We start from the raw sequence: 22,874 nt of genomic DNA, 5'->3' as shown, positions 1-22,874 counted from the left end.
GAAAAAATTGTGCTTAATCAAGGCTTTTGTTGCCAGAGGGTAAAACCAACCTGTACCAATATGGTTTGGCACTTGCCTCACTGGGTAAAGGGCGTCGTAGATTTTCGGGTAATAAAGCATAATTGCCAATTAATGTGGTTTGTGCAGCCATTACCGTTGCCAAGTCTCCTTCCATAATAGTGATCAAAATTAGGTTATTGTCGGCCAACCACTTTTGACTATAGCCTCTGGCAGAGAAAGAATCTCCAGTTGTACCATATCGATATACTTCACCTGCGTTAAGGTAGAATTTTCCGGACGGAGAATGAGCACACTGAAAATAACCGTCGGTACTTGCGACTAACATATATAGGCGGTGTTTTTCTGTCTTCTCCTTTTTCCGCAAAATGGTCTTCTCCCATTTTTCATTCAAACGATAAGAGCCATCCTCTTGCAGGGTGACCGCCTCTTCCCACGTCTTAGGAATGGCCATGAATATCCCCATTCCTATCGTGGAAATGATCAAAATGTACCATAAATTTCCCCTACGAGGCTTTTGCTTCGGGGCAGGAGTGTTGCCCTTACTTTGGTATTTTTTTGCCACAGTATTCATAAACCAAATTTTGACCTATCTCAAAAAGGATATAGTAATGAGTTAATAAAGTGCTTAATTTGTCGATCAGTTCCTATGCTGATGCAAAGATAGGATGATTGAATTAAAATTCCAATAGTTAGATAAAATTTCCAAACAATGCCGAAAAATATAGACCCTGATCAAATGATTTACCTGCGTGTAAAAGGGCTATTAAAAACGCTGGCCATCAATCAAAAAGACTTGTCTACGCAGTTAGGATTAGCTCAAGGTGTGGTCAGTTTGGCACTGAGTGGAGGGAATGCAAGGACGTTCAGAAGAATTACTGATCTCCTCGTGCAAGAATACAACATTGATCCTGAGCAAATCTTCGGAGAAACAGAACAAGGAAATAAAATCATGACTCAATTAGAAGCCATTCAGACAGAATTGGCCGAACTGAGATCGGAGATCAAAGAGTTAAAAGACCTTGTCCAGTCGAAGCCACACAAATAGGATAACCGTTACCGCCCAAATGAACCGACCAGCGGCATTAGCCGCGAAACGTCGATAGATCTAAGCGAACGAAGGTGAATTTTAAGGTGCGTAGCACCGAAACCCAAGCATTGTTCCGGTGCTAGAGTTATGAGCAGTGAAAAGTAATATCCAGCATTTTGCAGCTTTGCTGCTTTAATTTAACCAAGAGGACGTTAATGCGCTTCGCGCTGGTGAGGCTTCGCCTCTCTTTGCTAAAAGCGATGCAATGGCAAAACGGATGCCACGGATGCCACGGATAAAAACGGATTTTTTCCGCCGCAGGCGGAAAAGGACGAGCCGAAGGTGAGTCAAAATCCGTTCTAATCCGTGGCATCCGTGGCATCCGTTTTGCTATCCTGCCGCTTTGGCTGAATTAAATCGAGTATAAGCAATTATCATTATTATTTCTTACCGCTCGTTGCTAACGCCCCTTAAATGCGCCACTTGGCCTAAATGCTACAGACATTTCGCGGCTCATGCCGCTGGCCCTTGCATCAACCAATCTGAGCCTTTCTTCAGTTTGTACTATAATTTTGAAATACCCCAACTGAAACAGATGTTTACACCAAAATAATTAGCACCCCCGATTTTTTTGTTAATTTTAGTACAATCAACAAACCTGAAAACCTAGCCGCTAACCTTTAACCATGAAAACCAACACCTTATTTACCCTTTTCTTGCTTCTCCACCTCAAACCCCTCCCCACCTACGCCGACAACTACCCCAAAAACCTCAACATCGATGTGCTCCATTACAAATTTGAGCTCGCTCTTTCGGATGATAGCGACCAAATTATCGGTAAAACCAGCATCCGCATTTTTTTCAAAAAGGACGGCCTGGACAAGATCCGCCTCGACTTTGTCAATCAAACCGAAGCCTTGCAAAACAAAGGTATGATCATTGATTCGGTGTACCAGATGGGGCAAAAAGTAGCCTATACCCATACCAATAATGAATTGTGGATCAGCCTGTCTAAACCATCAAGCGCCAATACCGAAATCCAACTCACCATTGCCTACCACGGCATTCCCGCCGATGGCCTGCGCATCGGCCCCACCAAATACGGCGACCGCAGTTTTTTTAACGAAAACTGGCCGAACCGCGCCCGACACTGGTTGCCCTGCATTGATCACCCTTACGAAAAAGCAACGAGTGAATTTGTGGTAAAAGCCCCCATCCATTACCAAGTGGTTTCGAATGGCTTATTGATGGAGGAAACAACTTTGGATGCTAAAACCAAACTGACCCATTGGCGGCAAAATGTGCCCGTATCCTCCTGGTTGTACGTATTGGGCGTGGCAAAATTTGCGGTGCAATACGTGGGCTGGTTTGAGGGAAAATCCATCCAGACCTGGGTGTATGCCCAGGATCGGGAAGCTGGTTTTTACGATTTTGCGGAGCCCACCAAACAGGTGATGGGTTTCTTCAGCGATTACATTGGCCCTTATGTTTATGAAAAAGTAGCCAACATCGAAACGCCAAGTGTGAAGGGGGGCATGGAAACCTCCTCGGCCATTTTTTACGGAGAAGAGTTGGTCGATGGCAAACGAAGCACCAGACTGCGCAATGTAGTCATTCACGAACTGGCACACCAATGGTTTGGCAACGCAGTTACGGAATCGACCTGGGATGACGCCTGGCTCAGCGAGGGTTTTGCTACCTATTTCACCATGCTGTTCATTGAACATGCTTATGGCCGGGAAGAGTTCGTGCAACAGTTGCTGGGTGCAAGAAAAACCACTTATAATGCCTTAGCCAAAGACCCTGGGTATAAAATTGTGGACGATCGTTCCGCAGAAAAAGGCCCAGTGACCAGTGGACTGACCTACCAAAAAGGTGCCTGGATTTTGCACATGCTGCGCAAAAAAATCGGTGATCAAGCCTTCAATGCCGGCATTCGCGACTATTACCAGCGTTTTGTGAATGCCAATGCCACCACAACTGATTTCCGGCTGGCCCTGGAAAGAGCTTCGGGCCAAAACCTGCAAGGCTTCTTCCAGCAATGGTTGTACCAGGGCGGGTACATCGCGCTGAAAGGCAGTTGGAAATACGACGCGGCGAACAAAGTGGTCAAAATTTCTTTGCAACAAACCCAACCAGAGGTCTACCATTTTGATGCTTCTATCGAAGTGGGCATCTACAAAACGGGGGAAATGTTGCCGAGTCTTTCGGCTCATCCAATTTCATCGCGCAATATCGAAATCAGCATTCCCGCAGACAGCAAACCGGAAAAAGTGTTGCTTGATCCTCAAACAGTATTGCTAGTTAGCTGGGAATTTGAAGAAGTCAAACCTATAACTAGCACAAAAAAATGATTACACTCATCTGGATTTTCCTGGCCATTTTTACCATTGCCTTCAGTGCAGTATTCATCAGAGATGTCAATCGGCACAAGAGTGAACTTGAAGACAGCAGTTGGCTCAAAACGGGATTGATTGGTTTTGTGGTCAATTTTTTTGACGTATTGGGCATTGGGGCTTTTGCGCCTCAAACGGCCTTGTTAAAATTTACCAAACAAACCGAAGACCGTCTTTTGCCGGGCACTCTGAATGTAGCCAACACCCTTCCGGTTTTAATTCAGGCTCTGATTTTTATCACGGTGATCAAGGTAGAACCACTAACCCTGCTACTGATGCTGGCCTCAGCAGCGGCCGGGGCAATCATGGGGGTTGGCGTGGTGGCACGGCTGCCAGAGAAAACCATCCGGCTCGTCATGGGTGGTGCGCTGCTGGTGACGGCAGGTTTTATGTTTGCCCGCAACATGGAGTGGATCCAGGGCGGGGGAACTGCCATTGGTTTGTACGGCAGCAAATTGATCATTGGTGTAGTGGTCAATTTTATTCTGGGCGCTTTGATGACCGTGGGTATTGGCTTGTATGCACCCTGCATGGCTCTGGTCTTTGCACTGGGCATGTCGCCTCAGGTGGCTTTCCCAATTATGATGGGCTCTTGTGCGTTTTTGATGCCACCCGCTTCCATTCGTTTCATTCTTGAAGGCGCGTACAACCGTAAGGCTGCGGTGGGCATGGCTCTACCAGGGATTGTTGCTGTACTGATTGCTGCCTTTATTGTCAAGTCTTTACCGCTTGATACCCTACGCTGGGTGGTGATTGTGGTGATTTTGTATACTGCCGGGGTGATGCTGCGGGCTGGGTTTAAATGAGTTGAAAAATTATTTACTCCCGAGTTTTTGGTGTATTTTCATTCACTAAAGTTCTAACCATGAGAAATATTTACCTCTTTTGCCTGCTTTTCGTTTCCTGCCAGGTCATTGGCCAGAATGCCGACTCGATCTGGATTGTCAACAACTACATCAAAAAGGAAGTGTCGATTCCAATGCGAGACGGCATTAAGTTGTTTACCTCCATCTACATGCCCAAAGACAAGAGTGAAAAACATCCCATCTTGTTGAGCCGCACTCCCTATTCTTGTGCACCATATGGGGAAAGGACTTTTTCCCCGGTTTGGAATGGCTATTTGAAAAACTACTTTCGGGAAGGCTACATCATGGTGACCCAGGATGTACGCGGCCGCTGGATGAGTGAGGGCGAGTACGTGAACATCCGTCCTTTTAACCCCAATAAAAAAGGTACTGAAATTGATGAAGCCAGCGATTCCTATGATGCCATCGATTGGTTGATCAAAAACCTACCCGACAACAACGGCAACGTAGGGGTATTCGGCATTTCTTATCCCGGCTTTTATTCCACCATGGCAGCGGCCAGCAATCACCCGGCACTAAAGGCAGTGAGCCCGCAAGCACCAGTGACCAACTGGTTCATCGGCGATGATTTTCACCACAATGGCGCTTTTTTTCAAATGGACGCTTTTGGTTTTTACTCCGGTTTTGGTCAGCCTCGCCCCAAACCCACCACGGTAGGCCCCAAAGAATTTGACTACAGCAGCCACGACAATTACAAATTTTTCCTGGAAGCGGGCAGCCTGAAAAACCTTACGAAGTACATGGGCGACAGTATTGCTTTTTGGAAAGAGTTGATGGTGCACCCCAATTACGACGCCTGGTGGAAAGCCAGAGACGCCCGCAATGCCACGAAAAACCTGCAACCCGCCATGCTCTGGGTGGGAGGTTTGTTCGATGCAGAGGACTGCTGGGGTGCCTGGAATGCCTATCTGGCGGCGGAGCAAAACAACCCGGGCAAAGCTTTTAACAAAATTGTGGAAGGTCCCTGGTATCATGGGCAATGGGCGAGCAATGATGGTACCCATTTGGGCAATGTGCAGTTTGGCAGCAATACCTCCACCTGGTACCAGCAAAACATCGAAATTCCTTTCTTCAATTATTTCCTGAAAGGTAAAGGGGATGTGTCCAAAATTGCGGAAGCCAGTGTGTTTTTTAGCGGGGCCAATGAATGGAAAACCTTCAACCAATGGCCTCCCGCCGGGAAAACTGACCAGGCTATGTACTTGCAGGCCAATGGAAAACTGGGTTGGACCAAACCAACGACAGCTCAGGGTTTTACTGAATACCTCAGCGACCCCGCCAAGCCGGTTCCCTACACCGAAGACGTGCACTTTAACCGCAGCAGAACCTACATGAGCGATGACCAACGTTTTGCGTCGCGCAGGCCGGATGTACTGGTTTTTCAAACGGACAAACTAAGTGAGGATGTAACCATTGCGGGTAGTGTAGTGGCTGACCTCATGACCAGTATTTCTACCACCGATGCTGATTTTGTGATAAAAATCATTGATGTATTCCCCGATGACATGGGCTACAATGCTGTGAATATTTACGCAGAAGCGGATGCGGCCCCGATTTACCCGAAGGGGGGGTATCAAATGTTGGTCAGAGCCGAAGTATTTCGTGGCCGGTATCGGAAAAGTTATGAAACTCCAGTAGCTTTTGTGCCCAACAAAGTTGAACAGGTGAAATTTGAGTTGCCCGCCCTGGCACATACCTTCAAAAAAGGCCACCAGATTATGGTGCAGGTGCAAAGCAGCTGGTTTCCCCTGGTGGATCGCAACCCGCAGCAGTTCATCGATATTTACCATTGCAGCGAGAAGGACTTTATTAAAAGCAATGTCAGGATTTTTCACAATAGTCAGTATGCGTCGAAGGTTGTTTTGCCGGTGTTGAAATAGGGGAGGTGCCGCAACAGGTATTCCGAGAATTTTAAAAAACACAGCGCAAACTATTTTTAAGTACAAACTTCTATTGAACCTTGGTGATTGCTTAGGTGATTCCTTGAGTGCCTCAGGTTTCTTAGGTGGTGAAAAAATACCCTGCTCCGCAGGTTTCATCTTTTACCACCTAAGAAACCTGAGGCACTCAAGGAACCATCTAAGGTTCGCTGTGTTTCCAACTAACAACTTTTGTACACCACACTCACCCCCTCCTCCAACATCGCCTCAATCCTTTTCGCTGACTTGGTGACCGAAAGCCCACCCAAATTCGTACAGCGCAGCGTATGGTGAATTTGATCCCCAACCGCCTTCATCGTTTCAATCACCTCATCCGGGGGGATCAATTGCAGGTAATTGGACAAGGCCATATTGGCGCTGGAAACTGCGTTGCTGGCCGCCATCACGTTACGACCCAGGCAAGGCGCCTCTACCCGGTTGCCAATGGGGTCACAAATGATGCCCAGAGAGTTTTGCAGGGCCAGAGAGGCCGCAGCCAGCGCCTGCTCCAGCGTGCCGCCTTTCATGCCTACCAGTGCGGCAGCAGCCATGCCACCACCCGATCCGGTTTCGGCCATACAACCGCCCACCTCGGCAGCGAAAGTAGCGTGCGCCGCAATGAAGACCCCGATGAGTCCCGCAGCCAGCATGGCTTTGACAATCTCGTCTTCGGACAAACCCAAGGAATGAGCGGTTCCAAACAAGGCTCCCGGCAGAGCGCCACAAGACCCAGCAGTGGGCGCTGCCACGATCACACCCATCGAACTTTTGACCTCCATCATCGCCGACACGTAGAGAATAATCCGGTTGTTGGCGTCGCCACCGATCAGTTTTTCGGCATCCAGTTGGGCTTTGAATTGTAGCGATTGGCTGCCCAAAATCCGGTCTTCGTAATGGGTGCCTTTCAAACCCAGGTTTATGGCATTGCCCATGATGTGGATGATGCTGCGCATTTTTTCAAAAACCGCATCGGCGCTAAGGTTGCCACGGGCACTTTCGTAATCTACGGCCAACTCCCAGAGTGATTTATTCTTGTCTGCGTTGTACTCCAGCATTTCTGCGCAGGTGATGAAGGGTACTTGCAGGTTTTTGCGGGCCATTACGGGCAGTACGGGCTTGAGGTATTTGATAAAAGCCACACCATCCATATTCAGCAGTTCCTGACAAATGATGGAGTCCGGGAAGCTCTGAGCTTTGATTTGAATGAAACTGTGCTCCGCCCCATGCCGAAACTGAATGTCGTCATAGGGAATAGATGCCTGAAGGTAGGGAATGACCTGATCTGGATTTGCGCAATAAATCAGGGTTTCAAAATAATCGCCCGCCATCGATACCGCAACACCATCGATGTCAATCACCTCAATCATGCCCCCTCCGGTGGAAATGGCGGTCAGTCTGCGGATTTCCCGGGCATTGCTGAGGGTGATTTTGTAGGTATTTGGGTGATCGGCATTGATGTCGCAGATGTTGATGATGACTTTGATTCCCGCACCCTCCAGGTATTTTTCGGACTCGGGCAGGCGTTCATCGTAGGCTTCCCATCCCAGGAACCCCCCAAACAACCCCATGTCCGAACCCTGGCTTTTGTGGGTAGTGGCCAGGGAGCCATTGGGGTCAAATTCGATGAAAATGTCCTGGATGTTTTCGTCCATCAGATCGCGGCATAGGCGGGCAATCCGCAAGGAGGCCGCGCAATGTGAACTGGAAGGTCCACGCATGACTGGGCCAATGACGTCGTTGAAGATGCTGGGAAAAGTGCTCATGGGTGGTTCTGGTTTTGATGGTTAAGAATCAATTCGGCATATTTTACTCACGTTACGCAAAATGAACAAGCCCTGAAAGGGCGATATCCCTTCAAGAATGGGCTGGGCCCATTCTAAGAGGAGAATGACTGGTTAAAGTAATAAGCCCTGAAAGGGCGACATCACTTGGACTGATTATATCGCCCCTTCAGGGCTGGTACAGCTAACAGGTGCGGGTGTTTGATCGAAAGGGCCTTGCCCTTTCTTGAAGTGATATCGCCCTTTCAGGGCTTGCCCGCTATTTGCGAGGTTATATTTCTTATTCACTCCGCAGCGCCTTCACCGGATTGGCCAAAGCCGCCTTCACACTCTGCAAGCTGATCAAAAGTGCTGTAACCAGCGCCAGGCCCGCCAGAGACGCCGCAAAAAACCAGGGTGACATTTCGATCCGGTAAGCATAATTTTCCAACCAGCCGCGCAGCAAATACCAGGCAAGTGGACAGGCTACCAGCCCTGCCAGCACTAAAATGACCAGAAACTCCCGCAAAAACAGCCCGATGATGCCCGGAATAGAAGCACCCAAAACCTTGCGCACGCCCATTTCTTTTTCCCTCCGTTGCAAATTGAGCGATACCAGACCCAGCACACCAAGCAAGGCAATCAACAGGGCGATGGCACTGGCCGCATAGGCTGATCTTTTCATCTGCAATTCCATGGTATAAATTTTTGCCAAAGTATCGTCCATAAAGGTGTATTCGAAGGCGCTGCCAGGCATTAGTTCGGCCCATTTTTTTTGTAAGGCGGCCATGTGCTCACCCATTCCTTTGGGTTCGATTTTGAAAGACAAATAGCGGTACAACACCCGACTTTGCTGTGAAAACACCACCATGGGTTGGATGGAGGTAGCCATGGAGCCAAAGTGGAAATCCCGAAGTACGCCCTTGATCGTGTAAGGGCTTGGGTCCCCGGCTATACGCAAAGTTTGGCCGACGGCTGATGCTGCGTCCGGGAAGCCAAGGGCCAGCGCAGAACGTTCATTCAGCACTACTTTGCCGAAATTGCGCACCTCAGGATTAAAATACGCACCGGCCAGAATTGGGATTTGGTAGGTGTCGAGGTAATTTTCATCTGCAGTTATCTCTTGACAGACGGTAGCCGTGGTGGAATCGGTACCCGCTCGGTAGACGGAAGGCTGCCCCTGGTTGATGCCGTTGGGAATTTCGTAGGAGAGCGAAGCGCTCTGGACCCCGGGCAATTTGGCCATTTCGTCGCGCACCGTCAGCATTTTGCGCAGGCCTTCCGGGCTCCAGTCGCGGGGGACCTGGGCGCTTACGACGAATTCCTTATTGTAGCCCAGGTTTTCGCCAAAAAAATAATTGACCTGTGCGGCCACCACCAGGGTAGCGATGATGACCAAATTGGCTACCCCAAATTGAAACCCGACCAGGTATTTGCGCAGATGCAGGCTTTGATTGGCGGTTCCTGGTTTCCCTTTCAATGACTCTACGGTGCGCATTGAGGACAGGAAAAGCGCCGGGTACAGGCCCGCCAAAAGGCCGACAACAAGCACCAAGGCGAGGGGCAAAAAGGCAAGAAACAGCGGGAAAGTGCTTAGTGCAGGCAGGCTTTTTCCCACAATCTGCTCAAAAGGTGTTTGAGCAAGTGGGTAGGCTAAAAAGGCAAGCCCAGTAGCGATCAGTACCAAGAGTAAAGATTCGCTTAGAAACTGAAGCGCCAATTGTTTTTTTAGGCCACCCAACGCCTTGCGCACTCCGATCTCGCGAATGCGCGACCCAGAGCGCCCGATGGCCAGGTTGATGAAGTTAAAAATGGCCATAAACAGGATGAAAATGCCCACTGATGATAGGGCGAACAACATCCGCCTAACCAGGGCCTTGTTTTTTTGAAGGTGGTAATCTGTCAATGGAATGGGAAGCACCCGCAGGTTTTCTTTTTCAAAATCGGCGCCTTCGTTTTGAATGAGTTGTTGGATGGGCTTTTCCAAATCAGCGGCACTCACTCCGGGCTGCAATTCGAGATAAGTAGGGTAAATGGTATTGTTCCAATCGTTCACGTTCCGATCGAAAAAGTATTGGGCGGTGGTGAAGGAAATAAAAAGGCTGCTGGATTCGGTACCGAGCAAGTTGGTTACGGAATTTTCGGGAATTTCTCCCAACACCCCGGTGATCAGGAATTCATGATTGCCACCTGTAAAATTCCTTACGCTGAGGGTTTGGCCAAGCACATCGGTTTTGCCAAAATATTTGAGCGCCCTCTCTGCGGTGATCACCACGGAATACGGGGCCTTCAAGGCATTGTTTCGGTCACCGTGCAGGAGTTCGAAACCAAACATGGGAATGAAGGTACTATCCCCAATCTGGATGCTTTCCTTAAAAACTTTGTCCCCTTTCACCACATCCGACTTAATGCCATCCCATCGGTAATAGTTGGCCACCAGGTGTGGGTAAGTTTCTTTCAAACGTTTGCCCAGCGGCCCTGCGGAGGTGATGTCCATGCCAATGTTCGGATTTTTCCAGATGCTGGTCAGGAAATATTGGCGATCGGCATGGCGCAGCTGTTGATTCACTTGCAACTCCCCCCAGACATGGGCGCCAATGAGCAAGGCGAAGAGGATACCTGCGCACAATCCAAACACATTAAGGGCGGAGTAAAACCCGTTTTTGCGGATGTTCCGGTAGGCGAGTTTGAAGTTATTTTGCAGCATGGTTCGTTTTTTATTTGGAATTGGGAAGATTGATGTTTTGTGCTATCTCCAAATCGCTCATTTCGCCTCGCTGTGTCTAAACTCCAGCCCAATCGAAGTTCTGGGTTTAAAACCTTTCCAGTTGCCATCAACCGCTTTTTCCGATAATTGAAGGTACTCGCCCAGGTCCTGCTTTTTCAGGTGAATGCCCAAAAAGGCTGTGACAAAATGTTGATTGATGTTGTTGATCCGACGCTGATCCCATACTGAATCTGCATAACGCAGGTATTCATTGAGGGGCAAACCGTCTGCATTGGCTTCGGGGGGAGCGGGATTTGGTGCTACATTGTGGCGAGCGTTTTGATAAGTCAAGAGGTATCGATTGGCATGTCGCGCACCATCGTAGATGGCTTTGATGCCCTTTTCGTATTTCGAAATGTCGTCCTCACTGCCCGCAACAAAAAAAGTAGGGCGGGTCAAACCAGCCAAACCAGTAGAATCCCAGGCTCCACTGTTCATGCCCCAGGGGGCAAAAGCCACCACTGCTTTGATGCGCTGGTCCTGGGTTTTGGCATATGCTGGGGATCCAGCCATACGTTCGGCCAGGGCTTCACAGCCACCACTCATCCCCTTGAATTGTTGGAATGCACTGTTGCTGAATCCAGCCCCCGTAGCATTCAATGCACCATAGCCACCCATGGAATAGCCAATGAGCCCGGTGTTTTTGGCATCGACCAGCCCGGCTAAAAAACTTCCACTCCCTTTTTGACTCAGTCGATCCATTTCATCCAGTACAAACAACTGATCCAGGGGGCGATGGTATAAAGTACTCGGAAAAGGTGCTGCATCGCGAAAAGTGGATTCCGTGTGGTCGATAGCAGCCACTACATATCCTTTAGAGGCCAGGTTTTCAGCCAGATAGGTCATCAAATACCGCGACCCGGTATAACCATGTGACAAAATGACCAAAGGGTAGGGGGCGCCTTCGGTTTTGGGCACCGCTTTACGCAAGCAACGCCCCTTAAATGTAAAAGGCTTTAGTGGGCGCTTGGGGTCGTTAAAATTCCCCATTACCTCCTGGTACACTTCTATTTCTTTTTTTGAGGTTGGAATCAGTGCTGGATACCACACTTCTACGGTAAGGGGACGATCGTACGTAGGCGTTTTACCGTCCTTATGTTGTAGTACATTGAGCTGATTTTTATGCAGTAAATTGATGGTCTGTACGCCAATACTGTATGGACCCCGCTTGGCCAATTCTGGCGCGTCGGGTAAAAAATCACCATAGATGAATTCAGAATTGTTTGATTGTGCAAAAAGTAGCATAGTAAAGGACAAGCAAAACAAAATAGCAAGCAGTGTTTTTTGGACCAAGTGTGTCATTGATTTAAGTTTTCAAGTGATCATTAGGTAGCGGCTTAAAGATAAAAAATGTTTGGGTGGGGGCAAGCAGACAATAATCCAAAGCTTAGCATTATCTTTACTGGTGCTTCATCAAAGAGGCAATTATTCATTCGCTCCACAATCAGCGTGCACTATAGATGAGAGCTACTTTTATCCTGTTAATCTTCATACTCGTACCAGTGCTGTCTGGTGGCCAATCCACCGAAATTGACAGCATGAAACGGTTGTTGCCTCATCAAATTGGGAAAAAACGGCTGAATACGCTAATGGATCTTGCCTACCAGCTTTTTGATTTCAGCATCGAAGATGCCCATCGTTATGCCATAGCTGCACTTAAAGAGGCCCGAAAAATCAAAAATAAACCGGGAGAAAAACATGCCTTAACCTTGATTGCTGAATACTACTATAATCTCAGTGACAGCCCCAAAGCACGCGAATTTTTACGGCAAGCAGATCAAATAAGTCTGAAAGAAGGGGGAAAACTGTATACAGGTTATTATTACGTTATTGCAGCAAATCTTTACCTGGAAGAATCCAATATCGATTCGGCCAAAGTCTGTTTCCAGAAGGCGCTTAAATTGATTGAACACGAGGATCATTACAAAATAAAGTATTATAGCCATTTCTGCTACTCTAGTTTTTTATTTGAACAGAATCAGTTTGATGAATCCCAAAAGGTGTTGGAAGATCTTTACACAATTGCGGTAAAGAACAACGCAAAAATGAACCAGGCAGAGTTGCTTACTGAACTTGGGGCAATAGAAAATAAAAGAGATGAATACAAAAAGGCTTACGCGTATTTAAAACGAGCGGAGCGATTGATACCCAAGAATACCTTTAGTTATGTAAAATTTAATTTTCTCTATCACCTTGCTCATGTCGAGTTCAATATGGGTAGAAATGCTGCCGCGATCACCCACCTTAAAACAGTACTTTCCATCAAAGAGGTAGAACAATACGAAGACATCAAGGCCGATATGAATATTCTAGCCGGAAAAATATATTTGGAACGTGGAGAATTGCATCAAGCGCTCAAATATTATTTGGATGCCGTAGCGGTATTTGAGCGCATTGGTCTTCGGAAAGATTTGGGCTGGGTTTATGCTGATGTCGCCTGGCTTTATTTCAAACAATTCAATGACCAAGAATGTGTGAATTTTGTCAATAAAGCTTTGGAAATTGGAACGACTATTCAAGATGATTACGGGATTGCTCGCGCTCATTCCATTCTAGGTTCGCTCTATAACGCTCAGGGTAAATTTGAAATAGCCATCCGTGAACACGAATTGGCATTGGGCATCCGGCAAAACTTGCAGTCTCGTTCAGGAATGGCGGATAGTTATTATAACCTTAGCTCAGTATACCAGAAAAATGGTCAAATTGATCGAGCGATATTTTACGCCGACAAAAGTTTGAAACTAGATGAGGAATTGGGCAACGTGGTGAATATAGGATTGGGGTATAAAAAAATAGCCTCCTTGGCCATTTTAAAAGGAGATTATGGTACTGCTGAACGGTTTTTGCAGAAGACTTTACAATTGGCAAATCAAACAACCTCTCCTGAGTTAAGGCGAGATGTAAATTTGTTGTTTGCAAAATTGAATGAAAAAACGGGCGATATCTCTTCCGCAAACAAATACCTCTATTTGGCAATTGATGCCAATGATAGTTTGTACAATACCACCAGCGCCGAGAAAATTGCCGAAATAAGAGGTTTATATGACCTGGAAAACATAGAACTTAAAAGCAAACAAAGAGAGCAGGCATTAATCCTGAAGCAGATCGAAATTGATAGCCAGCGCAACTACAACATTATGGTTGTCATCATTTTAATACTGGTAAGTTGTTTATTAATAGTTGGCGCATTTTTATACAATATCATTAGAAAAAAGAACATAAAGCTTCAAGAAGAAATTGCTGAACGCAAAAGGGCTGAGGCTCAAATCCTGCAAAGCCAGGCATTGTATGAAGAAGCCCAGGCCATTGCCCAGGTTGGCAGCTGGGAATTCAACTTATTAAGCGGGGAATTGCATTGGTCCAAAGAAACGTACCGCATTTTTGAGCTGGAGAATTGCCCGGATGAGCAATTGTATGAAGCCTGGCGGGAAAAGTGCCATCCTGTTGACCGAATCAAACTGGATGAGGCGATACAAAATACAGTGAACACCGGAGCCCAATTCCATGTCGAACATCGAGTGATTTTTAAGGATGGTAGGGTGAAATACATCGCTTGTATCGGGGAAGCGATCAAAGACAGTGAGGGCCAGATCGTGGGGCTGAAAGGGACGGACCAAGACATTACGGCTCAGAAACAGGCCGCAATTGCTAAATCAGAGTTTTTGGCAAGCATGAGCCACGAGATCAGGACGCCGATCAATGGGGTGATAGGCATTGCTGACTTACTCATGGAAGAGCAACTCAGTTCTACCCAACGTGAATACCTGGATACCTTAAAGTTTTCGGCCCAACACCTGTCCAACATCGTTTCGGACATTCTTGATTTTTCAAAAATCGAATCAGGAAAACTCGTTTTAGAACGTATTCCTTTCGATTTGGCTAAAGTAACTTCACATGTATTCCGGCTTTTTGAAAACAGCGCCAAAGACAAAACTATAACCTTGACTTTTGTTCCTGATCCGCGCATCAAGCATCCTTTAATTGGGGACTATTTCCGACTTAGCCAAGTTCTATCTAACATTTTATCCAATGCCATTAAATTCACGGATAAGGGCTCAGTGGAGTTGGCCTATCACTTAATGGAGGAAACGAAAAGTAATGTACGGGTAAAATTCACCATAAAAGACACTGGTGTGGGGATTTCTGCGGAACAACTCGAGCAAGTTTTTGATGATTTCACCCAAGCTGATGTGAGTACTTCCCGAAAATATGGAGGAACCGGACTGGGCTTAAGCATTAGCAAAAAATTGATTGAGCAGCAAGGTGGAACCATTGCTGTGGAGAGTCGTCTGGGGCAAGGATCAATTTTTTCAGTGGAGATGAGGTATGATAAACACACGGAACTCTCTTCGGCAATTGCCACTGACATACCTGCTCCACCACCGATGAACCTACAAGGAATGACCTTTTTAATTGCTGAAGACAACGACGTGAATGCACTTGTGTTAACCGCGATTCTGAAAAAATGGGGGGCAAAATATACACTTGCCCAAGATGGTCAAGAGGCAATTGATTGGATGAAAAAAGATGATTTTGACGCAATCATAATGGACATTCAAATGCCCAATGTGGACGGGAAAGAAGCTACCCAGGTAATTAGACAATTTAGCGATGATCGCAAACGCAACATCCCCATCATTGCTTTTACCGCTGAGGCGTCGGTCGAATTTCAGGAAGAATACCTGAATTGTGGTTTTAATGACTGCATTACCAAGCCGTTTAGGCCGGAGCAGTTGTATAAGGTTTTGAAAAAGTACCAGACTTTTGGGTGAAAAATTAAAGCTAATAAGGAAGGATAGGATAAATAAGCAGTTGGAGCCCTGCTCAGAAAGGGTTAATTTTCTGACCAGGGCCCTATTTTTTTAATCATTCGAGCGTCCAAACAATCTCAACAAGTACAAAAACAAGTTGATAAAGTCCAGATACAAGGTCAATGCGCCCATGATGGCTTCTTTATGATCCTCTTCCGTACCCTCATTCCCGATGATGTTCATCTGTTTGATCTTCTGAGTATCGTAAGCCGTCAAGCCTACAAAGATCAGGATTCCTGCATAGGTGATGATCCAGTACATGATCGGGTTGCGGAAAAAGATGTTCACCACTGTGGCAATCACCAAACCGATCAAGGCCATATAGAGTAAATTACCCGCCCGGGTCAGGTCCTGTTTGGTGAAATAGCCGTAAGCGCTCATTGCAGCGAAAGTTCCTCCCGTAATCAAGAAGGTGCCCACGATAGAGGCGCCCGTGTACATGATAAAAATGCCCGACAAGGTCACCCCGTTGAGCACCGCATACAGCATGTACACCAGTGTAGCCGTGGCTGCGGACATGCGCGTTACGGCAGCAGCCAGATAGCCCACCATCAACAGCTCCCCGATGACTAGTCCCCAGAATACCAATCTATTTCCAAAAATCATCTGGAGCAAAATTGGAGAACTGGCCACAAAATAAGCGACTGTACCCGTCAGCGCCAAGCCAATCGACATCCAGCCGTATACTTTGGTGATGAAGCGAGCCTGCTCCGCTTCGATGGAAGCCTGCCTTTGGTCACCTACAAAAGGAAATTCATTCATTTTTAATTGGGTTTTTGTTCAAAAAAGTTCTGATAGTAAAACAAGTTTAAGGATACTTTTGGTTCCGTACAAATAAATTTCATTTCCGTCCCTAAGGCTTATAACCGTCTTTCAAACCCACGGTAAGATTGAACACTGGGTGCTCCGCTGTGGTGTCCTGATCTGCACAGAAATACCCCATCCGCAAGAATTGGAAGCTATCGCCAGCTTTGGCATTGGCCAGGCTAGGTTCCAATTTGGCATTTGGGATTACTTTGAGCGAGTCTGGATTGACAAACTCAAGGTAATCACGGTCTTCGTGATTGGTTGGTTCAGGATCAGTAAACAACTTATCGTACATCCGGACTTCACCATCAATGGCCTGCGCCGCCGATACCCAGTGCAGTACTCCCTTGGCTTTTAGGCCAGAAGTATCTGAGCCCGAGCGGCTATCCGGGAAATAAGTACAAAATAGTTGCGTGATCTGGTCATTCTCATCTTTTAGCACGACATCGCACTGAATGATGTAAGCTCCTTTCAATCGCACCATACCACCGGGTGAAAGTCGGAAGAACTTTTTAGGCGGCTCTTCCATGAAGTCTTCCCGTTCAATGTAAATTTCACGAGAGAAAGGGATGTTTCGCACCCCGGCGTTAGGATCTTCTGGGTTGTTCTCAAGCTCCATCTGCTCCACCTGGCCTTCAGGATAATTGAGAATGACTACCTTGAGCGGATCGAGCACCGCCATGGCGCGGGTGGCCTTTTGGTTGAGGATTTCACGCACCGAAAACTCCAATAGTCCGTATTCAATGGTGTTGTCGCGTTTGGCTACCCCGGCGCGTTCGCAGAAATTGATAATCCCTTGGGCTGGATAACCCCGACGACGCATCCCAGAGATTGTAGGCATGCGCGGGTCATCCCAGCCAGTCACATGACCTTCAGTCACCAACTTGAGCAGTTTGCGCTTGCTGGTGATCATGTAGGCCACATTCATCCGGGCAAACTCGATCTGACGGCTGGGGAAAATGCCCAGTTTTTCGATGTACCACTCGTACAAGGGGCGGTGGTGTATGAACTCCAAAGAGCACAAGGAATGCGTGATGCCTTCGATAGAATCACTTTGGCCGTGGGCAAAATCGTACATCGGATAAATGCACCACTGATCGCCAGTGCGGTGGTGATGGGCGTGTTTGATGCGGTACATGATGGGGTCACGCATGTGCATGTTGGGCGAACTCAGGTCGCCCATGGTGCGTAGAACGCGGGCACCATCAGGAAATTCCCCATTTTTCATGCGTTCAAACAAGTCCAGGTTTTCCTCAATGGATCGACTCCGATAGGGGCTTGCTTGCGCTGGCACAGATGGGTTGCCTTTCATGGCTTCGATTTCTTCCTTGGTGGAATCGTCGACGTAGGCCAGGCCTTTTTTGATTAGCTCAACGGCGTATGCATACAATTGCGGAAAATAATCCGAGGCATAAAACTCATTGTCCCATTCGGCACCCAACCAGCGTACATCCGCGCGAATGCTGTCGACATACTCTACATCTTCGGTAACCGGATTGGTGTCGTCAAAACGCAGGTTGAATTTGCCCTTAAAACGTTGGGCAATGCCATAATTAACGGTGATGGCCTTGGCATGGCCGATATGGAGATAGCCATTGGGCTCTGGTGGGAAACGGGTGTGAATCCGACCAGCATGTTTGCCGTTGGCAATGTCTTCTTCGATGATTTGCTCGATAAAATTCAGTGAACGTTCTTCTTTTTCAAGCAAAGGATTGTCGGCACTCATATTTGTTTGGTTGTAGGGATTCAATGATAAAGTAGTTTTTTTCAAAGTCGCGATAAATCGCGTCTCTACATGCGCTCTGGCGTCTCAATGCCCAGCAAATCCAGACCCATCCGCAAGGCATTCCGCACTGCAATTGATAACTGAATCCGGAACGCTTTGGCCGCTTCCGATTCTGCTTGCAGGATCCGGTAATCGTGCCAGAAGCGGTGGAAAGCCTTGGCCAGTTCATAACTGTACATCGCCACCATGGAGGGGTCGTAGGTTTCGGCAGCCTGTTTGATGATTTCAGGAAACTGGTAGAGTTGGGCAATGATGTCCTTCTCGGCAGTTTCCAGCGTTGTATACTCGCCAGCTGCACTCAGGTCGGGATTTCCAGCCTTGTTGAGCATGGAACTACAGCGTACAAAAGCATTTTGAACATATGGCCCCGTTTGCCCCTGCAAGTCAACCGACTCTTTCGGGTCAAAAATCATGCGTTTTTTTGGGTGCACCTTGACGATGAAGAACTTCAAAGCCGCCAAACCAATTTTACGGATGACTTCCTGTTGCGCCTCTGGCGTCATATCGGCCAAAGAGCCCCGTTCCTTACTGTTCTCCCAGGCTTCCTGCACGACTTCTGCAATCAGGTCGTCGGCATCCACCACGGTACCTTCCCGCGATTTCATTTTGCCGCTGGGCAAATCCACCATACCATAAGACAAGTGGTACAAACCAGTCGCATAAGGTTCGCCCAGACGCTTCATGATTTCAAAAAGCACCTGAAAGTGGTAGTTTTGTTCGTCCGCAACTACGTAAATCATTTTCTCTGCCCCAAAATCCTGGTAACGCATTTGGGCGGTACCAATATCCTGGGTGATGTATACGGAGGTGCCGTCTTTGCGCAGCACCAGTTTTTTATCCAATTTGGCGTCCTCCAAATCGATCCACACCGAACCGTCTTCGAGGCGGTAGAACACACCCGAGTTCAAACCTTGATCCACGGTTTCACGCCCGAGTAAATAGGTGTTGGATTCGTAGTAAAGTTTGTCAAAAGTGACGCCCAGTTTGTCAAAGGTAGAATCAAAACCTGCATAAACCCAACCGTTCATCAGCTTCCAGAGCTCGATGGTTTCAGGGTCATGGGCTTCCCAGGCGAGCAACATTTCACGGGCTTCTTTGCCCAGGGTGCTGTACAGGTTGAAGTATTGGTCCTTGTAGGTTTTGAAAAACTCTTCGGGGCTTTGTTCGCCTTTTTTCTTTTCGCTGTAAATGGCCAGGGCTTCCTCACTTTGTTGCCAGGCCTTGTATTCTTCCTGGAATTTCTTTTCAAACAACACGTAGAAGTCACCTACAAAGTGGTCACTTTTGGTATTGGTTGACTCAGGGGTGGCACCGGCTCCGAATTTCTTCCAGGCCAACATACTTTTGCAAATTGCAATGCCCCGGTCGTTGATGATTTGCACCCGCACTACATCATAACCCGCCGCTTCGTAAATTTTACTCACCGACCAACCCAGCAGGATATTCCGGATGTGCCCCAGGTGCAAGGGTTTATTGGTATTGGGAGAGCAGTATTCCACCATTACCTTCCGGCCATTGGCGGGCTGAGTGCCGTATTGTGGATTTTGGTAAATGTCTTCCAAAAACTCCCGCCAGTACTGATCGTCGACTACCAGGTTTAAAAAACCCTTGATAACATTAAAGTCCTTGATGTACTGAACCTGCTCCACCAAAAAAGCGCCCAGTTCCTGACCGATGGCCTCGGGGCTTTTTTTGACGTGTTTGGTGAAAGGAAAAACAACGAGTGTATAATCTCCTTCAAACTCTTTACGGGTCGTGCTCAGGGGAAAGTCTTCACCCTTGATTTCCAGATTGTACAATTGCGCAGCGGCTTGGACGACGCCTTGCTGAATGATGTTGACAATGTTCATTTGTCCGGGTATGTTGTAGATTGAGTGGCAAAAATAGGAAAAAAGTTGAGGAGTTGAGAGGTTGAGAAGTTGAGGCTGCCGCAGCGACCTAGACAAGGTCTCTGTCAAAATCGCTGCGGCAGCCTCAACTTCTCAACCCCTCAACTTCTCAACTATTTCATTTTACCATAAAGATATTCCAAAACCTTAGCAGTCGTGGCTTCGCCAGACAAGCGGAAATCGTCGTTTGCACCACGATATCTTTTGGCTGCACCGTTGTTGGTATCATCTGGGGATGCACCCTTGCGGCTTTCAGCGCCAATGAGCTCTTTTGGACCGTAGTAAAAGCGGTTTTGAACAAAACCATCTTCAGTCAAAACAAGTTCCTTCAGGTACACCGGGCGGCGATCCTTGAGGTAGTACCAACTTTCCAGTTTTGGTGCTTTGCAATAAATCATTTGTGGCATTCCCTCGTAAGAATAGACCATCACTTCGGTCTTTTCGTTGCCATTAAAGACATAATTGGGACCAGCCACGTTCATACTATCCATTACCCCATCAATACTTTTGACCAGTTTTTCGACTTCGGCAATCGATTCAGGGCCAGTGATGGGAGGCGCATCCACTTCAAATACGTCATTCGGGCCCAAAACTTTGGTTTCCCCGTCGTTCTTCCCGTCATTTTTGCAGGCTACAAAGCCCAGCAAGAGCAACAAACTCAGTAGTAAAATGCTTTGATTTTTCACTTTGGTTAATTTAAAAAGAAAAAATTTGCGCGAAGTTAAGATTATTTCTCCATCCCTCCACTTTGTCCAGGTGCAGTTGCAGAATAAAGGATTAACGCTGAATAAGCGGGAACCAACACACCAGAGTTGCGAATTACAGGTGGATTTTTGACATCGATGGAAATGCCATTGCCTACAACTTTCCACTCTGAATAAGGCAAAACGACCGGGTGTACCCTATCCGAACCATTGTAAATCACCGCAATGGTATGCCAGGGATCACCATTGGCGTGGTTGGAAATGAGAAAACCCGTCAGGTTATCGTCGTCGGTGGGGATGAATTTCAAGTGTTCCCGGATCATGGCAGCCGAGGTCATGCGGAAGGCAGGATGGCTTTTGCGCAGCCCAATCAGGTTTTTGGTGTAATCAAAAATCTCTTTGTATTGGTATTTGCGGGTCCAATCCAGCTGATTGATTTCATCGGGTTTGTTGTAGGAGTTTTCCTCGCCCTTTTTGGTGACCACCATTTCCGTACCTGCATGTAAGAAGGGCACACCCTGGGAAGTGAGTACCATAGATAGGGCCAAACGGTACATTTTGATGCGCTCCTCGTCCAGAAACATGGGGTTGTTGATGGCCAGGCGATCCCAGAGCGTATGGTTGTCGTGGCAGGAGGCGTAGGTGATGGTTTGATCGGGGCTATTTGCCCAGGGGGCTTTGGAATAGTTGACTTTGGAATAATCCACTTCGGGATGCCAGGTAGAGGCGACTACCCCAAATTTTACACTTTCTTTCAAACCTGCTTTGCCGCTGACAAAGCCTTTTTCGGTATGGGTAAACACATGCCCCCGAATGGCGTCACGCATGTCGTCGCTGAAAGCCGCCACTTTGTCCAGCTTGAGCACATTGGCTTTGATCGCTTTTTGGTCATCGGGTAGGGGAGAGGCTCCCGCCGTCCAACCTTCCCCATAAAGGTAGATGGTAGGATCAATGGCATGTACAGCTTTGCTGATCTGGTTCATGGTTTCAATGTCGTGAATGCCCATGAGGTCGAAGCGGAAGCCATCCACATGGTATTCTTTGACCCAGTGCAATACGGATTCAATGATGAATTTGCGCACCATTGGTCGCTCCGATGCAGTCTCATTGCCACAGGCGGAAGCGTCCGAAAAACCACCCTTGTCATTCTGGCGGTAGTAATAACCCGGTACCAATTGGTTGAAGTTGGAAGGCCCGGTAGCACCCGTGTGGTTGTACACCACGTCCATTACCATCCGGATGCCCGCATTGTGCAGGGCGCTGACCATTTGTTTGAACTCGCGGATGCGCACTGCCCCATCAGCCGGATTGCTGCTGTAACTGCCTTCGGGCACATTGTAATTTTGAGGGTCATAACCCCAGTTGAATTGGGGTTCGTTGAGTTTTGATTCGTCGACCGATAGGTAATCAAAAACGGGCAACAAGTGAACATGGGTGATGCCCAGTTCCTTGAGGTGTTCCAGTCCAGTGAACTGATTTTCGGGATTACGGGTTCTTTCCTCAGTCAGGCCCAGGTATTTGCCTTTGTTGCTGATGCCGGAAGAGGGGTGTGTCGATAAATCACGCAGGTGCAACTCATACAAAATGATATCGGTAGGATTTTTGAGGTTGGGCCGGGTATCGTAATCCCAGCCGGAAGGATTGGTCGTTTTTAAATCTACGACCTGAGCTCTTTTGCCATTGGTACCTACTGCATAAGCATAAGGATCGGGAACCTCATCATACCATTTGCCACCTATCTGGGCTTGGAAGGTATAATACCGGCCTTGCAGGTTACCTTTGACCGTAGCCACCCAGGTACCCTGAGGGCCTTTTTTCATTTTTACGGTTTTGGAAGCTTTCCCACCCAGGCTTTGTTCGTAAAAGCGGAGAAAGAGCTGAGCCGCGGGAGGCGACCAAACTTTGAAAGTGGAAGACTTGGCAGTATAAGTAAGCCCGAGATCAGTACCCTCGTAAACGGGGTAATCGTTGAAATTTTCGGCGGGTTGGTCCATTGCAGCAATGGACAGGAGACTTAGGATCATCAATCCAAATTTTGCTAATCTATTCCTCATAACCAGACGGTTTTTTGATGAGGTAAAGCTAGCAAAATTTGGAGCGATATGGAAAAATTGCTTTGAG

14 protein-coding genes are annotated in these 22,874 nt (G+C 47.5%); 5 read left to right on the top strand and 9 right to left on the bottom strand.

Features of this window, described 5'->3' with window-relative positions; all coding sequences use genetic code 11:
* Nucleotides 1-13: 13 nt before the first annotated feature.
* The gene (locus tag ACO08K_RS28975; RefSeq protein ID WP_421799993.1) at nt 14-592 is read right to left on the bottom strand and encodes a hypothetical protein; all 579 of its coding nucleotides are present in this window, start codon (nt 590-592) and stop codon (nt 14-16) included.
* A gap of 138 nt (nt 593-730) precedes the next feature.
* Here ACO08K_RS28975 and ACO08K_RS28970 point away from each other — a divergent pair, with 138 nt between their 5' ends.
* The 4 genes from ACO08K_RS28970 to ACO08K_RS28955 all read left to right on the top strand — a co-directional run bounded on the left by ACO08K_RS28970 (nt 731) and on the right by ACO08K_RS28955 (nt 6,190).
* The gene (locus tag ACO08K_RS28970; RefSeq protein WP_421799992.1) at nt 731-1,066 is read left to right on the top strand and encodes a hypothetical protein; all 336 of its coding nucleotides are present in this window, start codon (nt 731-733) and stop codon (nt 1,064-1,066) included.
* Between the two features lie 668 nt (nt 1,067-1,734).
* Complete coding sequence (locus tag ACO08K_RS28965; protein ID WP_421799991.1) at nt 1,735-3,402, top strand: M1 family metallopeptidase; 1,668 nt, start codon at nt 1,735-1,737, stop codon at nt 3,400-3,402.
* Nucleotides 3,399-4,250 carry a TSUP family transporter gene (locus ACO08K_RS28960; RefSeq protein WP_421799990.1) on the top strand — a complete coding sequence of 284 codons (852 nt, stop codon included), beginning with the start codon at nt 3,399-3,401 and terminating at the stop codon, nt 4,248-4,250. Before ACO08K_RS28965 ends, ACO08K_RS28960 begins: the two co-directional genes overlap by 4 nt.
* Nucleotides 4,251-4,309: 59 nt before the next feature.
* Nucleotides 4,310-6,190: a CocE/NonD family hydrolase gene (locus ACO08K_RS28955; protein WP_421799989.1), complete on the top strand. Its 1,881-nt coding sequence runs from the start codon at nt 4,310-4,312 to the stop codon at nt 6,188-6,190.
* Between the two features lie 221 nt (nt 6,191-6,411).
* Here ACO08K_RS28955 and ACO08K_RS28950 read toward each other — a convergent pair whose 3' ends face one another.
* The 3 genes from ACO08K_RS28950 to ACO08K_RS28940 all read right to left on the bottom strand — a co-directional run bounded on the left by ACO08K_RS28950 (nt 6,412) and on the right by ACO08K_RS28940 (nt 12,058).
* Nucleotides 6,412-7,992, bottom strand: coding sequence for an L-serine ammonia-lyase, iron-sulfur-dependent, subunit alpha (locus ACO08K_RS28950; protein ID WP_421799988.1), 1,581 nt, complete (start codon nt 7,990-7,992; stop codon nt 6,412-6,414).
* 298 nt (nt 7,993-8,290) lie between these two features.
* Nucleotides 8,291-10,696, bottom strand: a complete 2,406-nt coding sequence (locus ACO08K_RS28945) for an ABC transporter permease (protein WP_421799987.1) — start codon at nt 10,694-10,696, stop codon at nt 8,291-8,293.
* Between the two features lie 57 nt (nt 10,697-10,753).
* The gene (locus ACO08K_RS28940) at nt 10,754-12,058 is read right to left on the bottom strand and encodes an alpha/beta hydrolase family protein (protein WP_421799986.1); all 1,305 of its coding nucleotides are present in this window, start codon (nt 12,056-12,058) and stop codon (nt 10,754-10,756) included.
* Nucleotides 12,059-12,294: 236 nt separating this feature from the next.
* Between ACO08K_RS28940 and ACO08K_RS28935 the strand changes: the two genes are divergently transcribed.
* Nucleotides 12,295-15,528, top strand: a complete 3,234-nt coding sequence (locus ACO08K_RS28935; RefSeq protein WP_421799985.1) for a tetratricopeptide repeat protein — start codon at nt 12,295-12,297, stop codon at nt 15,526-15,528.
* A 90-nt stretch (nt 15,529-15,618) separates the two neighbouring features.
* Here ACO08K_RS28935 and ACO08K_RS28930 read toward each other — a convergent pair whose 3' ends face one another.
* The 5 genes from ACO08K_RS28930 to pulA all read right to left on the bottom strand — a co-directional run bounded on the left by ACO08K_RS28930 (nt 15,619) and on the right by pulA (nt 22,807).
* Nucleotides 15,619-16,329: a Bax inhibitor-1/YccA family protein gene (locus ACO08K_RS28930; RefSeq protein WP_421799984.1), complete on the bottom strand. Its 711-nt coding sequence runs from the start codon at nt 16,327-16,329 to the stop codon at nt 15,619-15,621.
* A gap of 91 nt (nt 16,330-16,420) precedes the next feature.
* Nucleotides 16,421-18,100 carry a glutamine--tRNA ligase/YqeY domain fusion protein gene (locus ACO08K_RS28925; protein WP_421799983.1) on the bottom strand — a complete coding sequence of 560 codons (1,680 nt, stop codon included), beginning with the start codon at nt 18,098-18,100 and terminating at the stop codon, nt 16,421-16,423.
* Nucleotides 18,101-18,165: 65 nt separating this feature from the next.
* Nucleotides 18,166-20,010 (bottom strand): arginine--tRNA ligase, encoded by a 1,845-nt coding sequence (gene argS / locus ACO08K_RS28920; RefSeq protein ID WP_421799982.1) that lies wholly within the window; start codon nt 20,008-20,010, stop codon nt 18,166-18,168.
* Nucleotides 20,011-20,162: 152 nt separating this feature from the next.
* Nucleotides 20,163-20,735 (bottom strand): hypothetical protein, encoded by a 573-nt coding sequence (locus ACO08K_RS28915; RefSeq protein ID WP_421799981.1) that lies wholly within the window; start codon nt 20,733-20,735, stop codon nt 20,163-20,165.
* Between the two features lie 41 nt (nt 20,736-20,776).
* Nucleotides 20,777-22,807 (bottom strand): type I pullulanase, encoded by a 2,031-nt coding sequence (gene pulA / locus ACO08K_RS28910; RefSeq protein ID WP_421799979.1) that lies wholly within the window; start codon nt 22,805-22,807, stop codon nt 20,777-20,779.
* Nucleotides 22,808-22,874 lie beyond the last annotated feature (67 nt).

This window comes from Haliscomenobacter sp., assembly GCF_965225875.1.
GTDB lineage: Bacteria > Bacteroidota > Bacteroidia > Chitinophagales > Saprospiraceae > Haliscomenobacter.
The sequence above is the reverse complement of the archived record's forward strand: the minus strand, read 5'-3'. Positions and strand labels throughout refer to the sequence as shown.

Bases quoted from the DNA above. Each gene is read 5' to 3' on its own strand.
- ACO08K_RS28925 (WP_421799983.1), bottom strand. From the start codon at position 18,100: ATGAGTGCCGACAATCCTTTGCTTGAAAAAGAAGAACGTTCACTGAAT.
- ACO08K_RS28950 (WP_421799988.1), bottom strand. From the start codon at position 7,992: ATGAGCACTTTTCCCAGCATCTTCAACGACGTCATTGGCCCAGTCATG.
- pulA (WP_421799979.1), bottom strand. From the start codon at position 22,807: ATGAGGAATAGATTAGCAAAATTTGGATTGATGATCCTAAGTCTCCTG.
- ACO08K_RS28930 (WP_421799984.1), bottom strand. From the start codon at position 16,329: ATGAATGAATTTCCTTTTGTAGGTGACCAAAGGCAGGCTTCCATCGAA.
- ACO08K_RS28955 (WP_421799989.1), top strand. From the start codon at position 4,310: ATGAGAAATATTTACCTCTTTTGCCTGCTTTTCGTTTCCTGCCAGGTC.
- ACO08K_RS28935 (WP_421799985.1), top strand. From the start codon at position 12,295: ATGAAACGGTTGTTGCCTCATCAAATTGGGAAAAAACGGCTGAATACG.
- ACO08K_RS28965 (WP_421799991.1), top strand. From the start codon at position 1,735: ATGAAAACCAACACCTTATTTACCCTTTTCTTGCTTCTCCACCTCAAA.
- argS (WP_421799982.1), bottom strand. From the start codon at position 20,010: ATGAACATTGTCAACATCATTCAGCAAGGCGTCGTCCAAGCCGCTGCG.
- ACO08K_RS28975 (WP_421799993.1), bottom strand. From the start codon at position 592: ATGAATACTGTGGCAAAAAAATACCAAAGTAAGGGCAACACTCCTGCC.
- ACO08K_RS28960 (WP_421799990.1), top strand. From the start codon at position 3,399: ATGATTACACTCATCTGGATTTTCCTGGCCATTTTTACCATTGCCTTC.
- ACO08K_RS28940 (WP_421799986.1), bottom strand. From the start codon at position 12,058: ATGACACACTTGGTCCAAAAAACACTGCTTGCTATTTTGTTTTGCTTG.
- ACO08K_RS28945 (WP_421799987.1), bottom strand. From the start codon at position 10,696: ATGCTGCAAAATAACTTCAAACTCGCCTACCGGAACATCCGCAAAAAC.
- ACO08K_RS28970 (WP_421799992.1), top strand. From the start codon at position 731: ATGCCGAAAAATATAGACCCTGATCAAATGATTTACCTGCGTGTAAAA.